This is a genomic window from Chryseobacterium sp. GW823-FHT05E08, from assembly GCF_058795655.1.
The window spans coordinates 560,782-576,111 of sequence record NZ_JBXAHY010000003.1 but is presented as its reverse complement, the minus strand read 5'-3'; the positions used below and the strand labels follow the sequence as shown (position 1 = coordinate 576,111).

At 29.4% G+C, this 15,330-nt stretch carries 8 protein-coding genes; 1 reads left to right on the top strand and 7 read right to left on the bottom strand.

The window, feature by feature from the left end; translation table 11 throughout:
• Positions 1-1,800: 1,800 nt before the first annotated feature.
• The 6 genes from AC1Q7L_RS12995 to AC1Q7L_RS12970 all read right to left on the bottom strand — a co-directional run bounded on the left by AC1Q7L_RS12995 (position 1,801) and on the right by AC1Q7L_RS12970 (position 10,650).
• Complete coding sequence (locus tag AC1Q7L_RS12995) at positions 1,801-3,309, bottom strand: transcriptional regulator (protein ID WP_492306299.1); 1,509 nt, start codon at positions 3,307-3,309, stop codon at positions 1,801-1,803.
• Positions 3,310-3,883: 574 nt separating this feature from the next.
• Positions 3,884-5,401, bottom strand: coding sequence for a helix-turn-helix transcriptional regulator (locus AC1Q7L_RS12990; RefSeq protein ID WP_492329385.1), 1,518 nt, complete (start codon positions 5,399-5,401; stop codon positions 3,884-3,886).
• Between the two features lie 521 nt (positions 5,402-5,922).
• Positions 5,923-7,446, bottom strand: a complete 1,524-nt coding sequence (locus AC1Q7L_RS12985) for a helix-turn-helix transcriptional regulator (protein WP_492306297.1) — start codon at positions 7,444-7,446, stop codon at positions 5,923-5,925.
• Positions 7,447-8,126: 680 nt separating this feature from the next.
• On the bottom strand, positions 8,127-9,641 hold the full coding sequence (locus AC1Q7L_RS12980; RefSeq protein WP_492306296.1) for a tetratricopeptide repeat protein: 1,515 nt from the start codon (positions 9,639-9,641) through the stop codon (positions 8,127-8,129).
• A 235-nt stretch (positions 9,642-9,876) separates the two neighbouring features.
• Positions 9,877-10,212 carry a helix-turn-helix domain-containing protein gene (locus AC1Q7L_RS12975; protein ID WP_410692852.1) on the bottom strand — a complete coding sequence of 112 codons (336 nt, stop codon included), beginning with the start codon at positions 10,210-10,212 and terminating at the stop codon, positions 9,877-9,879.
• Between the two features lie 9 nt (positions 10,213-10,221).
• Positions 10,222-10,650 carry a transposase gene (locus AC1Q7L_RS12970; RefSeq protein ID WP_492306295.1) on the bottom strand — a complete coding sequence of 143 codons (429 nt, stop codon included), beginning with the start codon at positions 10,648-10,650 and terminating at the stop codon, positions 10,222-10,224.
• Positions 10,651-11,385: 735 nt separating this feature from the next.
• On the opposite strand from AC1Q7L_RS12970, the gene AC1Q7L_RS12965 reads away from it, so the two are divergent.
• The gene (locus AC1Q7L_RS12965) at positions 11,386-12,924 is read left to right on the top strand and encodes a SulP family inorganic anion transporter (protein ID WP_492306294.1); all 1,539 of its coding nucleotides are present in this window, start codon (positions 11,386-11,388) and stop codon (positions 12,922-12,924) included.
• 233 nt (positions 12,925-13,157) lie between these two features.
• Here AC1Q7L_RS12965 and fusA read toward each other — a convergent pair whose 3' ends face one another.
• A complete protein-coding gene (fusA, locus tag AC1Q7L_RS12960) occupies positions 13,158-15,224 on the bottom strand; it encodes an elongation factor G (RefSeq protein ID WP_492306293.1) in 2,067 nt (688 codons plus the stop codon).
• Between the last annotated feature and the right edge of the window lie 106 nt (positions 15,225-15,330).

Sequence of the window (15,330 nt, the reverse complement as noted above, 5' to 3'; positions counted from 1 at the left end):
AAAAACAATAACCATAAAAACTTAAAAAAGTAAGTGTCGTAAAACAGAATTTCTTCGTTTTCAGGGTGGCGATGTAGGTTCGATTCCTACTCCTTGTGATAGTATAATGGTAATACTTCACCAGTAAGTCTCTGTTTGCTTTTTTACCTTACTTAAAACAATCGATGCCGTACAAAAGAGTTACTTCTACTTTACATTGAAATTAAAACTCTTTCAAAATTTTGCTCGATTTTAAAATTATTTAAACATACAAATCAAGTGTCGTCTTAGAATCATACTTCGAGATTGAGTAAACATTGGGTCGCAGGTTCGATTCCTGCCTTTTCCCTCGAAAAGGAGAAGTAGCTCAGCTGGTAGAGCAAATGCACGGAAGATTCTATAATTTTTTACCTTGATTTAACAAAATAAAGAGTGCCGTTAGAGAAAACTTACTTCGGTTAATTTGGTTCGACTCCAGAATAAACCTGAAAATGGTTTATATTTTTATAGTTTTCTTGCATTTTGCCTCTTTTTAATAGAAAAATAAAACAAGTGCCGTAGAATAGCGTTACTTCGCTCATTACGACGGGGTCACGGGTTCGAATCCCGTCTTTTCCACAAATCAAAACACAAAATCTAAATAGGAAGAGTAGCTCAGTTGGTTAGAGCACGATTACGCTTTTTGCTTATCGCCTTGTTTTCTCTAAAATAAAAGTGTCGTAGAGAAAAGTTCCATCGTACCATTTAAAGGGGAGGAATAGCGAAGTTGGTAACTCCAACAAGGTTATCCGGTTCGATTCCGGCAAACGAATGCCCCGTACTTTTCTTGATAGTTACCTTTTAATACAAAAGCCCGATAATAATTATTTTATTGGGCTTTTTTGAAAATATATTTAAAAATGAATGTTTCAAATGTAATTAATGACAGAAAAAGAAAAAGGCAATATGGTGTATTGCCCTTTTTCATTTAATGTTTTTTCATCTTGTGTTTGGTAAAATAAAAATCAGAGTTTTTTAATAATTGTTACGACTAACTTTTTTTATATCATAGAAAATTGGGGGCATTATTCATTGATATAAATTTTTCATCATTTGTGTGTTTTAAATAAATCTTACTCTTACTGTCTGATTAATTTTACTGATGCAAATAGAAGCAAATTTTCTTCTATATCAAAAAAACAGATATACCATTAATATACTATTTTGGTTTATATTATTGATAATTAAACATTTAAATTTCCAATAAGTAGCTGGATATTCTTTAATTCGATTCGTACGATGTATTTTATAAACTTTATTGAGCAGTTAATAAAATATATGTTTTATATTAAAATTAAAAAAATGAATCTTTTTTTTTGCTCCCTTTTGCTGATAAATTTTTAATGATTGAAATTGTAATTTGTAGATATTTTTAATCATAAAAAAGGCTCTAAATAAATAATTTAGAACCTTATTGTCAAAACCTTATTATGATATACTAGTTTTCATTTTTTAATAGCATAAGGGCAATATAAAAATGAGAATATTACCCTTTTCTCAGCTATTGATTTTCATCATTGTGTGTTTAGTCTACCGTTTTAACTTGGGAATTTTAATACGGCAATTTTTTTTCATTTGTGTTGATTTCTATCGGTTGGATCTGACCAATTTCACTTGTAGTATTTTTTTTTCATCATTTGTGTTCGGAAGTTTTTATGATTAGATCTCCGATTGATTTTACTGATGCAAATAGAAGCAAAAATCATGAAAACATAAAAAAAATAGTATACCATCTGTATACTATTTTTATGTAACTATTTGAAAATTAATTGTATAATTTTCTTATTCTTTCTTAGAAGTTAAATTTCTTAACCATATTCCCATATCTTCTTCAGTTTGAATACTAAATTTTTTCCTTAAATTTTGTTTTCTGTTGCGTATTGTGTTTATTGATTTGAAAGTATATTCCGCAATATCCTTAATACTGAACCCTAAAAATGTATAGGCGCAAAGTATAAGTTCAGAAGTTCTTAAAGTTGGACTATTTTCCAATAGTTTTTTTTGAAATTCGGGATATACTTCCTGAAAACGAAAATAGAAAGAAGGATCATTCTTTTTTGCCAATTCTACGACATCGGTATAAGCATCATTTATTTTTAGCTGAAGCTCTTGGGTCTCAGAGTTTTTCTGATCAATTATTTCTTCCTTGTTTTGTAAAGTGGTAGCAGCTTCTTGGATAATTATATCTTTATTCTTAAGGTTTTTTCTTAATATTCTATAAATAAAAAAGAATAAGAAAATAAGTACTAAAACACCAACGGAGATTAGTGTATATTTTTGAAGCTCAGACGATTTATACTCTTCCTCTTTGTCTTTTAAAAGAATATTAAGTGCAGATTCTACATTTTTATTTCTTTCAGTTAATAATTTTTTTTGAAGATCTGAATAGATTGCCTGATATTCATTTTGTTTATCTTTTTCTTTTTCTCCTAACTTCCCGTAAAGATCTGAAATCTTGTTATAAAGATCATTATTTACAAAATGGTATGGAGTGATATTTTGCTCTTTTATATTTTGAATTGCTTTCTCATAATAACTTATCGCGTCATTATATTTTTTTTGACTGGAATAGTAATCACCAAATGCCGTATAGTTGAAAAAAAGTACAGGGTCGTTATATTTTTGAGTTATCTGAATACTTTTTTGATAATAATAAAGAGCAGAATCCGGATTCTTCTCCTGAAATTCTGTGCCTTTGTATCTATAAAAATCAGCTAATTCTAAATGAGTATCTTTTTCGGGTAATTTTTTTAATTCTTTAAAGCATAATTCTGAATAATATTTGGCAGAATCGGGTTTTGTTGAGCCAATATTTAAGTAAGTCCGCTGGAGTAAAATAATAGCGTCTTTGCTATTTTCCTTTTTTAAAAGTTTGACAATGCCAGGCAATTCTTTATTAAACTGCGAATTTAATCCTAAACTATAATAATTAAAGGCTTTTATTTCCTTAAGTTGAGCCTGTATAAGCTTACTCTTTTTTGTATAAGGCTGCTGAGATGCTTTATTGATATAGGAGAAACTTTCTTTTTGAAGTTCCAAAAAGGATAAAGCACGCGCAATATTATAATAGCATTCCGCTATTTTTTGTGAATCTCCTGTTTCTTCGGCTAAAATACTAGCTTGTTTAGCGTATTTTAATTGATCGAGATTATTAAATTCTTTTCTGCTTTGCTCTGCTTGTTGTAATAATTGATCTATTTCCTTGAACTGATTTTGGCAGAACATGAAATTTGAAATGAGAATAGCGAAAATTGCTATACTGTTTTGTATTAAAGTGTTTTTCTTGATCATACTAACTTTCGCCCCTTAAAGTTGTATAATTGGTTTTGGGATTATTGCAAAAATAAAACAATTATATTAAAAATATGGTAGATAACATTTGTTTTAATTGTTTTTTTTAACAGATCAATGAAATTCTATGAAACAGAATATTTGGGGAATTTATAAGCTTTTGAAAATAAAAATTAATAGCAAAAGGATAATTATTTGGATGAGAAATATTATCCTTTCTCAGCTATTAATTTTCATCATTGTGTGTTTTTGGTATGCATCAGAAAAAATTGGGGCATTTTACTGATACTTTTTTTCATCATTTGTGTGTTTTTAAACTTACCGTCTTGGCTTGGGATCAATCCGGTAAGTTTTCTTTCATTTTTACTTTTTAGTAAATCTTTTGGATAGTAATGTTAATTTTCTTTGTGTTTTGTTTTTTTCATCATTTGTGTTTTAAAGTTTTTTGACCAAACTTTCCAATTGATTTACTGATGCAAATAGAAACAAAATTCACAAAAAAACAAAAAAAATAGTATACCATTCATATACTATTTTTAGTTAAGTTTTTGATTATTAATATTTTAAATTTATTTTATGATTTTTCACGGGTTAAATTCCTTAACCAAATTCCCATATCTTCTTCAGTTTGTATAGCGAATTTTTTTCTTAGGTTTTGTTTTCTGTTACGAATTGTGTTTACAGATTTAAAAGTGTACTCCGCAATATCCTTAATTGTAAATCCTAAATATGTATAGGCACAAAGGATGAGCTCAGAAGTTCTTAAATTTGGATTATATTCTAGTAATTTTTTTTGAAATTCGGGATAAACTTCTTGAAAACGAAAATAGAAGGAAGGATTATTGTTTTTAGCGAGTTCTATTATTTCAGTGTAGGCGTCGTTTACTTTTTGTTGAAGTTCTTCGGTTTCCACATTCTTTTTTGAAATTATTTCCTCTTTTTGCTGTAAAGTATTTGTGAATTCTGAGATTGTAGATTCTTTATGCTTTAAATTATTCCTCAATAGAGTATAAATAAATAATGATATTATAATAAGCACAGAAACTCCGATAAATATCCATGCATATTTTTTCTGTTGAGTAGAATTATATTCATTTTTTTTATCAGCCAGGATAATATTTAAGGCATAATCAACATTCCTGCTTTTTTCAAGTGTAAGTTGATTTTCTTCTTTTGAATAGAGTTCTGCAAACTCATTTTGTTTGTTCTTATTACCTGAAATTCCATATAAATCGGAGATTTTTTTATTAATAAAATTAAAGGGAATTTCGTTTACCGAATATTTTTTCATGTTTTGAATTGCTTTTAGATATAATTCTAAAGCTTTTTCATATTGTTTTTGATTCTCATAATAGCTTCCAAAAACCATATATTGTATGAAAAGTATTGGATCTTTGTATTTCAGTTTTAATTCATAGCTTTTTTTGAAATAATATAATGTGGAATCTGCATTTTCCTTTTTCAGGAAAGCATTCCCCAGATTTATATAATGCTCGCAAAATACATTGTGGAATTTAGATACAGGTAATTTTTCTAATTCTTTAGTAGATAATCTGTAAAATATAAGTGCAGAATCTATCTTGTTTTCGTCAAAGTAGTGATTGGCGATATTATCATACGTTCTGCATATTATATTAACAGAAGAAAAATCCTTATTTCCTTTTAACATTTCCAGGATTTTATGAAGTTCTGCTGAACTTTGAGATTTTAATGATAAAACGTAATAATTATATGATTTTAATTCGATTAGTTTGGCTTGAAGAATGGGTGTCTGTTTTGTAAACTTCTGTTTTGATGCTTTTTGTATATAGTAAAGACTTTCTTTTTGTAATTCGAGAGAGCATAATGCCCGGGCTACTATATAACTGCTTTCAGATATCAGTTTAGAGTTATTGGTTTTTTCGGCAAGAATATTGGCTTCTTTAGCTAATTTTAGTTCTTCAAAATCACGATATTTAGTATGATTTTTCTGTGCTTCTTTTAGTAATTTATCAATTTTTGTTAATTGACTATCTTGAGATGCCGCCAAATTCGATAGTAGAATGAAAAAAATAATTATACAGTTTCTTATGAGAAATTTTTCTTTGATCATATCACTTTTGCCCCTTAAAATGTGTGATTGTTATTTATTAGTGCAAAAATAAAGAGATATTCTGAATAATTATCAATAAATAATCATTTTAATTATATTTTTAATAATTATGAAATAATATTAATGAATTAAAATGTATTTTGTCTGAATTTAAATGAGAAGTTGGAAAAAAAAGAAAATTAATAGCAAAAGGGTAATACTTGGACGAGAAATATCACCCTTTCTCAGCTATTAATTTTCATCATTGTGTGTTTTTGGTTTGTATCAATAAAAAAATGGGGCATTTTAATGATACATTTTTTCATCTTTTGTGTTTCTACTTTTTTAGTAAATCTTATGGAAATCTGATTCTGTTTTTAGTGATCTAATTTTTTTTCATCATTTGTGTTGGATTTTTTTGAACCAGATGCTTCGTTTGATTTACTGGTACAAATAGAAACAAAATTCATGATAAAACAAAAAAAGTAGTATACCATCTGCATACTACTTTTATTTAATCTGTTGATAATTAATTGTTTAATTTAATATTTCGAATTTAATCCGGTTAAATTTCTTAACCAAATTCCCATATCTTCTTCGGTTTGCAGATCGAATTTTTTTCTGAGATTCTGTTTTCTGTTACGGACTGTGTTTACGGATTTAAATGTATAGTCTGCAATGTCCTTAATACTGAATCCTAAAAATGTATAGGCGCACAATATAAGTTCGGTAGTTCTTAAGCTTGGACTTATTTCCAGTAATTTTTTCTGAAACTCCGGATATACTTCTTGAAAACGGAAATAAAATGCAGGATCATTATTTTTTGCTAAATCTATTACTTCCTGGTAAGAATCATTTACTTTCTGCTGAAGTTGTTTTGTTTTATGGTTTTGCTGAGTAATGATCTCATCTTTATTCTGTAAAGTACTGGTTACTTCTAAAATAATATTTTCTTTATGTTTTATATTTTTATTAAGAAGCTTATAGAGAAAGAAAAAGAAAATAAGTAACAAAAAGATGCCAATAGAAATATACATGTAATTTTTCTTTTGAGCATTATTATATTCCTCAGATTTATCTTTTAAGATTACATTGAGAGCATAATTTACATTGCTATTTTGTTTAGCAAGTATTTTATTTTGTATCTCTAGATAAAGATTTTTATATTTTTCTTGTTGATCTTTTTGTTTTAATATGCCATAAATATCTGATATTTTTTTGTAACAAATTGTTAAATAGCTTTGTCTGGCAGAAAAATCATTTATATTTTTAATAGCTTTTACATATTGTTCTAGGGCTTTTGGGTATTGTTTTTTATAAATATAATAATCTCCTGAATAAATGTGTTCCATATAGAGTACGGGATCTTTATACTTTTGTTTTAATTGGTAGCTTTTATCTAAATAGTGTGATGTTGAATCTGGTTTTTTATTGATTAAATATGCATTTCCTACAAACGAATAATATTCACATATAGCGGGGAAGTATTTTTTTTCAGGAAGCTGTTTTAGTTGTTCTCCTTGTAATTTGAAATAGATAAATGTAGAGTCTGTGTTTGTTTTTTTATTATAATATAAATTATAAATAGCAAGATTTGCGTAAGCTCGAGATTTAATCTCAATAGAAGTATAATCCGAATTATTTTTTACTAAGCTAATGGCTTTTTGTTCTTCTTGAGCGTATTGAGATGTTAAATTTAAAAATTGATAATTAGCAGCTTTCAATTCGGATATCATGGCCTGCATAATTATATCTTTCTTTGTATAATCTTCTGCAGATGCCTTCTCTATATAAGAAAAGCTTTGTTTTTGTAATTCTAGATTAAGAAGAGCACGAGCCATGAAAAAATAACTTTTTGCTATTCTTTCAGAATTTTTAATTTCTTTTGATAGAATATTTGCTTTTTTAGCATATTCTAATTCCTTTAAATCATCATATTTTTTATTGCTTACATCTGCTTTCTTTAGAAGTTGATCTATTTCTTTAAATTGCTGATCCTGGCAAAATAAAAATCCTGACATTAAAATTAAAAACAGTAAAATATTTTTTCTAATAAAACTAAGCATTGATGTGTTTTTAAACGTTACGGTTTAGTCTTAATAATTATTTAAACTAAAATCATGTTGAAGCACAAAAATACAATCATTATGATAATAATAAAATAGAAAATACTTAGAATTGTTTGAAAATAGTAACTTTTATTTTAATTGTATTGAATATATTACTATTAATAAGCATTTTAAGAAATTAATAATGCTATACATAAAAAAACGAATGAAACTAAATTCACTCGTTTTTTTAAACTAATAAAATTAACTAATATGGGATAAAAATATGGGTCTGTAAAAAAGAAAATTAATAGCAGAAGGGTAAATACCTGGATGAGAATATTACCCTTTCTCAGCTATTAATTTCCATCATTGTGTGTTTTTTGGTTTGCATCAGAAAAATGGGGCATTTTACTGATACTTTTTTTCATCATTTGTGTTTTTTTTACTTACCGCTTTTAGTTGGGGCTTAATACGATAAGTTTTTTCATTTTTACTTTTTAGTAGATCTTTAGATTGGTATGATTAAAATTTTAAAATTATTTTTTTTCATCATTTGTGTTATTGTTTTTTTAATAATACTCTCTACTGATTTACTGATACAAAGAGAAACAAAATTCATGAAAACGCAAAAAAAGCAGTATACCATTCATATACTACTTTTGCTTAACTTATTGATAGTGAGTTTTTTTTTTAATTTAATTTGCTCCTTTTTGATCAATTAAATTTCTTAACCAAACTCCCATATCTTCTTCAGTTTGTAAATTAAATTTTTTCCTTAAATTCTGTTTTCTGTTACGAACTGTGTTCACAGATTTAAAGGTGTAGTCTGCAATGTCTTTAATAGTAAACCCTAAAAATGTGTAAGCACAAAGGATGAGTTCTGTTGTTCTCAAGCCCGGGCTTATTTCCAATAGTTTTTTCTGAAACTCAGGATAAACTTCCTGAAATCTAAAATAAAACGAAGGATCATTATTTTTCGCTAATTCTATGACTTCTTGGTAAGAATCATTTACTTTTTGCTGAAGTTGTTTTGTTTCATGATCTTTTTGGGTAATTATTTCCTCTTTATTCTGTAAAGTACTCGTTACTTCCGAGATCATGTTTTCTTTCAGTTTAATATTTTTATTAAGTAATTTATAAAGGAAGAAAAAGAAAATAAGTAATGAAACTATAACAACGGAAATGAATATGTAATTTTTTTCTTGGGCTTTATTGTATTCATCAGCTTTGTCTTTTAATATAATATTGAGAGCATATTCTGTATTTTTATTTCTTTCAATAAGCATTTTACTTTCTTTATCGGAAAATATTTTTTCATATTCTTTGTATTTGGTTTGCTCTCCCAGCATACGATATGTTTCCGAAATTTTTTTGTAAATTTCCGGTGTGGAAGTACGATGAACACGGTGTTCATTTATATTTTGAAGAGATTTTAAATAGAAATCCAGTGCTTTCTGATATTTTTTTTCCTCAAAATAATAATCTCCCTGTAAAGTGTAATCTGCAAATAGCAAAGGGTATTTGTATTTTTGTTTTAGTTCAATGCTTTTTTGAATATAATGTAAAACTGAATCTGTATTTTTTTTCTTTAAATAGGATTTTCCCATATAATAATACAGATATGCTTTGTTTTTGTAAATGTCTTTTTCAGGTAATTTTTTTAGCTGATCAAACTTTAGTTTGTAGTAAACAAAAGCAGAATCTATGTTATCTTGGTAGTAATAATTATTTCCGATTTCACCATAAATTCTTGCCAGCAATTTTGCAGATTCTGTATCCTTTTGTGTTTTAATAAGCTCTTTGGATTCAAATAACTCTTTTGTACCTTCAGACTTTAATCCTAACGAGTTGTAATCATAAAATTTCAATTCTTTTAATTTTGATAATAACAATGTGTCTTGGGCTGTAGACTTTTGTGCGTAGGCTTTTTGTATGTACACTAAGCTTTGTTTCAGCAATTCTAAATTGGCCAGTGAAAGCGCCATTGTGTAATAACTGTTTGCAAGTCTTTTAGAATCTCCGGCTTCCTGTGATAAAATAATTGCTTTTTTTGAGTACTCAAATGTTTCCAGATCTCTATATTCCGTATTGCTTTTTTCTGCAGCTTTTAATAGTTTGTCGATTTCTTGAAATTTCTTTTTCTGACAAAGCATTAAACTTGAAATTAAGAGCGTAGGAAATAAAATATTTTTCTTAATGAAACGAATCATTGTGGTGTGTTTTTAACTTCGGGTTTATAAGTTTATAATTTATTAAAACTAAAACTCTCAATGAAGCAAAAATACTACCAGTTTTATGATTATTATGTATGGAATGGTTTGGTATGTTTGAATAATAATAACAATAGTTTGATTTATTTTGAATATTTTACTGTTAAAATATCTGTCGTTGAATTAATAATAAATGAATAAAAAAAACGGATGAAATTTAATCCATCCGTTTTTTTTATTTTAAAGCTTCAAACTCTTCTTCAAAAGTTACTTTCCACTTCGCTAGTGTGGTTCTGCTTATTTTGTATTTCCGAGACATATAACTTGTAGAAAAACCGTGCTTCTTTTGATATTGCAAAAGCTTCAGCATCGTTTTCTTGTCATAAGTTTTTAATTTCTGATTGTTTTTTTGAGCTTCTTTGGATTGCTCAAACAATTTTTCATTAAAATTTAATACATCTTCACTCGTATTAAGATTTTTAATAAGCTGTTGAATTTTTGGATCTTTTAGCTTTTCAGGATGCTCCAGCCTTAGCATATCCTGATAAATTTTTGTGTAATTTGGGCGCATCAGGCTATTTTATTCGTTAGTATTGTCGCTTTTCTGTAACCATCTGTGAAGCGTGCTTTTAGGAATAGAATATTCCCTAATTACTTCACTCTGAGTCATTTCTCCGGAAAGAATTCTTTTAATAATGAACTCTTTGATCTCCTGAGTATAAATATTTTTCCTGAAATAAGGTATTTTTTCAGATTTATTAGCATTTTTATTTACGGCAGATGGGGGAGCATATAAGATAAGGTGTGAACTGTAGAGTCTAAAAAAATCATACTCCAATAATTTGCTCCATCTCAAAAGAAGATCTGTATCAACAGATTTGCTTGTATAGATTGCTTCAACAAAATCTTCATCTTTGTTTAAGAAATTACAAATTCTTTCTATTGTAATTTCTTTTTCAAGAACTCTTTCTTTGATGAACTTTCCTATATGTATTTCTTTGTATAACATTTATTTAAATAAATATTTCTTAATTAAACATGTGCATTAAAGAATAAATAGGTATGTATTATTTTCAAAAAAAATGATATTTTATTTCGTTTCTTTTTGAAACTTATAAGCTGAAGAATAATTTGAATATAATTTAATTAAAATATATGAAACCCAACTTGGGCCTTGGCTAATACAAAAATTAATTATAATTAATATATGGTTTGCTTAAGATCATTATTTGTTGGCTAAAGATCTTTTGTTTTCAGGTAGTATTTATATTGAAGAACTCTTTGTACCATAAAAGTTGTACAATGATTCTTTTAATTCTCACTCCATTTGCTTAATAAAACCTTATATACCTATTTCAAACTTCCTTTTTTTATAAGTATGAATAATATATTACCTATTAAAGCTCTCTCATGCAATTTTATTTATGTAGTTTTAAACCTTTGATTTTCCCTGATCTATACAGGCTTTATTCTAAAAAAAAGTTTGAATAACTCCTATAATAACCCTTGGAAATTGATCAATTAGTTTGTATTCAAATATATAAAAATTAAGAATCAAACCAAAAAATGAATTAATAAATATTGTTAAAAATTTAAATTCAATTAAAAAGAATCATAATAAATACACTTATTAGTGAAATAATACCATTTTTTCATCATTATTATTGAATATTTTAACATAAAGTTGTGGTACTGGATTTTTATAATTGTATAAATTATTTCAAGTCCATACCTTTGTCCCGAAATGAATAGCTATCTCAATATTTTCGACTTTTCCAAAAAAATAAACTACAAAAATGAGTTATTGGCTGGTTTTACAGTAGCCATGACCATGATTCCGGAATCTCTTTCGTTTGCAATCTTAGCGGGTCTTTCTCCTTTGACGGGTTTGTACGCAGCTTTTATGATGGGATTGGTAACTGCAATTTTAGGCGGCCGTCCCGGAATGGTTTCCGGTGGAGCAGGAGCAACGATTGTCGTTTTAATCGCTTTAATTAAAACTCATGGAACAGAATATCTTTTCGCAACGGTTGTCTTAGCGGGTATTTTTCAATTATTGGTCGGTGTTTTTAAGCTCGGAAAATTTGTAAGATTAATTCCGCAACCTGTAATGTATGGCTTCCTAAATGGTTTGGCGGTCATTATTTTTATGGCGCAGATCGAACAGTTTAAAATTACAGACAGCAATGGAGTTGTAGGTTGGCTTCAAGGCACATCCTTATATATTATGGCGGGTTTAACTGCTTTAACGATTGCCATTGTTTACTTTTTTCCTAAAATCACAAAGGTTATTCCGGCTTCTCTTGTCGCAATTTTAATTGTTTTTGCTATAGTTTTAGGTTTTAATATTCATACAAAAACGGTTGCAGACATTGCCAGCATCAGCGGAAGCCTTCCCAGTTTTCATATTCCGCAGATTCCTTTTTCATTAAAAACGTTGGAAATTATCTTTCCTTATGCGATGATTATGGCAGGAGTTGGGTTGATTGAATCTCTTCTTACTTTATCAATGGTTGATGAGATCACGGATTCCAAAGGAAATACAAACCGCGAATCGGTTGCGCAAGGTATCGCCAATATTACCAACGGATTTTTCGGTGGAATGGGCGGTTGTGCAATGGTAGCGCAGACTTTAGTTAACTTAAATGCAGGTTCTCGAGCGAGATTGTCAGGGATTATTGCATCAATAACTATTTTAATTATCATTTTGGTCGGCGCTCCGTTTATAGAAAAAATTCCAATGGCAGCTTTGGTTGGAGTTATGATGATGGTGGCGATCAGTACTTTTCAATGGGTTTCCATCCGAATCGTCAATAAAATGCCGAAATCTGATATTTTTGTAGGAATTACAGTTGCTTTAATAACGATTGTTTTACATAATCTTGCTTTAGCGGTTTTAGTTGGAGTAATTATTTCTGCCTTAGTTTTCGCTTGGGACAATGCAAAAAGAATCAGAGCAAAAAAATATGTTGATGAAAAAGGGGTAAAATATTACGAAATATATGGACCATTATTTTTCGGTTCCGTAACAGCATTTACAGATAAGTTTGATCCTGCAAATGATCCCGAACAAGTCATCATAGACTTCAAAGAAAGCAGAATTGTTGATATGAGTGCCATCGATGCTTTAGATAAATTATCGAAAAGATACGCTCAGCAAAACAAAAAATTACATTTAAAACACCTTAGCGAGGATTGCCGAAAAATGCTGAAAAACGCAGAAGCAATCATAGAAGTCAACATCCAGGATGACCCGACTTATAAGGTAATGCCTGAGAAGTAGGAGAGTTGTAGAGTTTGAGGGTTTTAGTGTTTGAGAATTAGGTTGGAAGTTGGATGATGGAGGTTTAAAATAAAACGCAAACATCTGTGAAAATCTGAGAAATCTGTGGTCAAAAAAAGAAAAAATTTGCGCAATCAGCAAAATCTGCGAGAGAAAAAATTCACAATTCACTATTGACCATTCACTTTATAACCCAAACAAGGACTGCAAAATAAATTCACAGCCCTCGCTTTTTAAGTTATTAATGTATTTGAAATAAAATCAGGCACTAAAGCGTAGTGTGACAATTTCATACTGATCGAAGCTCTACCGCTCGTCAACGTTCTCAGATCAGAAATATATCCGAAAGTAGAAGCCAAAGGAACTTCCGCAGTGAAAATTTTTCTGCCTGATCTTTCATCAATTGAAGTAATAATTCCTCTTCTTTTATTGATATCAGCAGTCACAGCTCCTGTATATTCTTCTATACTTTGAATCTCAACTTGCATGATGGGCTCCAGTAATTTTGGTTTGCACTGTTTTGCAATTGCTCTAAAACCATCTCTTGCTACAATCTCAAAATCATAAGCACTCGAATCTTCGGAGTGAGTGGAACCATCAAGAAGCGTAATTTTCATACTTTCCAAAGGATATCCATTGAAAGCTCCGTTTTCCATTGCTTCTCTGAAACCTTTTTCCACGGAAGGAATAAATTCACTAGGAATAACTCCGCCTTTAATTTTATTAATGAATTCTAGCCCGATTTCATTATGATCTCTAGGTCCGATTTCAAAAGTAATATCGGCAAACTGTCCGTTTCCTCCGTTTTGTTTCACCAATTTTTCTCTGTGAGTTTTAGTTTCGGTTAAAATTTCTTTGTACGAAACTTTAGGTTTTCCCTGATTGATCTCAATTCCATGATTCAATCTGATCTTTTCTAAAGTAACCTCAAGATGTAATTCGCCCAAACCACTCAATAAAGTTTCACCCGTTTGTTTGTCTCTTTCAACAACTAATGAAGGATCTTCTTCCTGAATTTTAGCTAAAACCAAACCGAAAGATTTCTCATCAGCATTCGTTTTAGGCTCAATTGAAACTCGGATAACCGGAGCAGGAATCGTAATCGCTTCCAAAACTACATGCCTTTGAAGAGAAGATAAAGAATCTCCTGTTTTAGCATCTTTTATTCCTGTTAAAGCGATGATGTCACCAGCTTTTGCGTCTTCAATGGTTAACGTTTTGTCCGACTGCATTTGCAAAATTCTCGAAATTCTGAAGTTTTCCTCGGTTCTCACGTTCAAAACAGTATCTCCGGATTTTATCTTTCCTGAATATATTCTTACCATTGCCAGTTTCCCCATATGTTTATCGATCATCACTTTGAAAACCAATCCTGAAAAAGTTTCTTCTTCATTTCTTTCTAATTCAATAGTTTCTTCGGTTGCCGGATTTTTTCCTTTAATTGAAGTCAATTGATTTGGGGCGGGAAGATAACTCACTATCGAATCAAGTAAAGGTTGAACTCCTTTATTCTTAAAAGCAGAACCACATAAAATTGGAACAATTGCTCTTGCTTGACAAGCCCTTTTTATCGCTTCAATCATCATTTCCTCAGAAATTTGAGTCTCAGAATTCATGAAAGCTTCAAAGAACGTTTCGTCATATTCGGCCAATGTTTCCATTAATTTTAATCTGAATTCATCAGCTTCCGTTTTATAATTTTCAGGAATTTCTTTTTCAATAATCGTCTCGCCATTTTCATCCATCCAATACAAGGCTTTTTGTTTGATTAAATCAATTACTCCTTCAAAATTGTCCTCAGAACCGATTGGAATTTGTAAAGCCAGAGGAACTGCATTCAATTTGGTCTTGATTTCGTTTAAAACAGCAAAGAAATCGGCTCCGATTCTATCCATTTTATTGATAAAACAGATTTTTGAAATTCTATGTTTCTCCGCTTGGAACCAAACGTTTTCAGTCTGTGGCTGAACTCCTGAAGAAGCACAGAAAACAGCAACAACGCTATCCAGAACTCTTAAAGAACGTTCAACTTCCACGGCGAAATCAATGTGCCCCGGAGTATCAATAATGTTGATATTAAAAACGTTATCATCCTTTTTCCATTGCGTGGAAATAGCTGCGGATGAAATAGTAATTCCTCGGTTTTTCTCCTGAATGTCTTTATCCATCGTCGTATTTCCTTCATCTACGTTTCCGATTTTATGGATCATTCCTGTATAATAAAGCAATCTTTCCGTGAGCGTTGTTTTTCCGGCATCTACGTGTGCTATTATCCCTATATTTCGTGTGTTGTATTTCATTTTGTTAAATTTAAATTGTTGATTTTTAAGGCTGTATTGAAATTTTTAAACGCGAAACTTTGTTAATCTTACCATTTTATTGAGTAAGAAAATTTTTCTTTGCGTT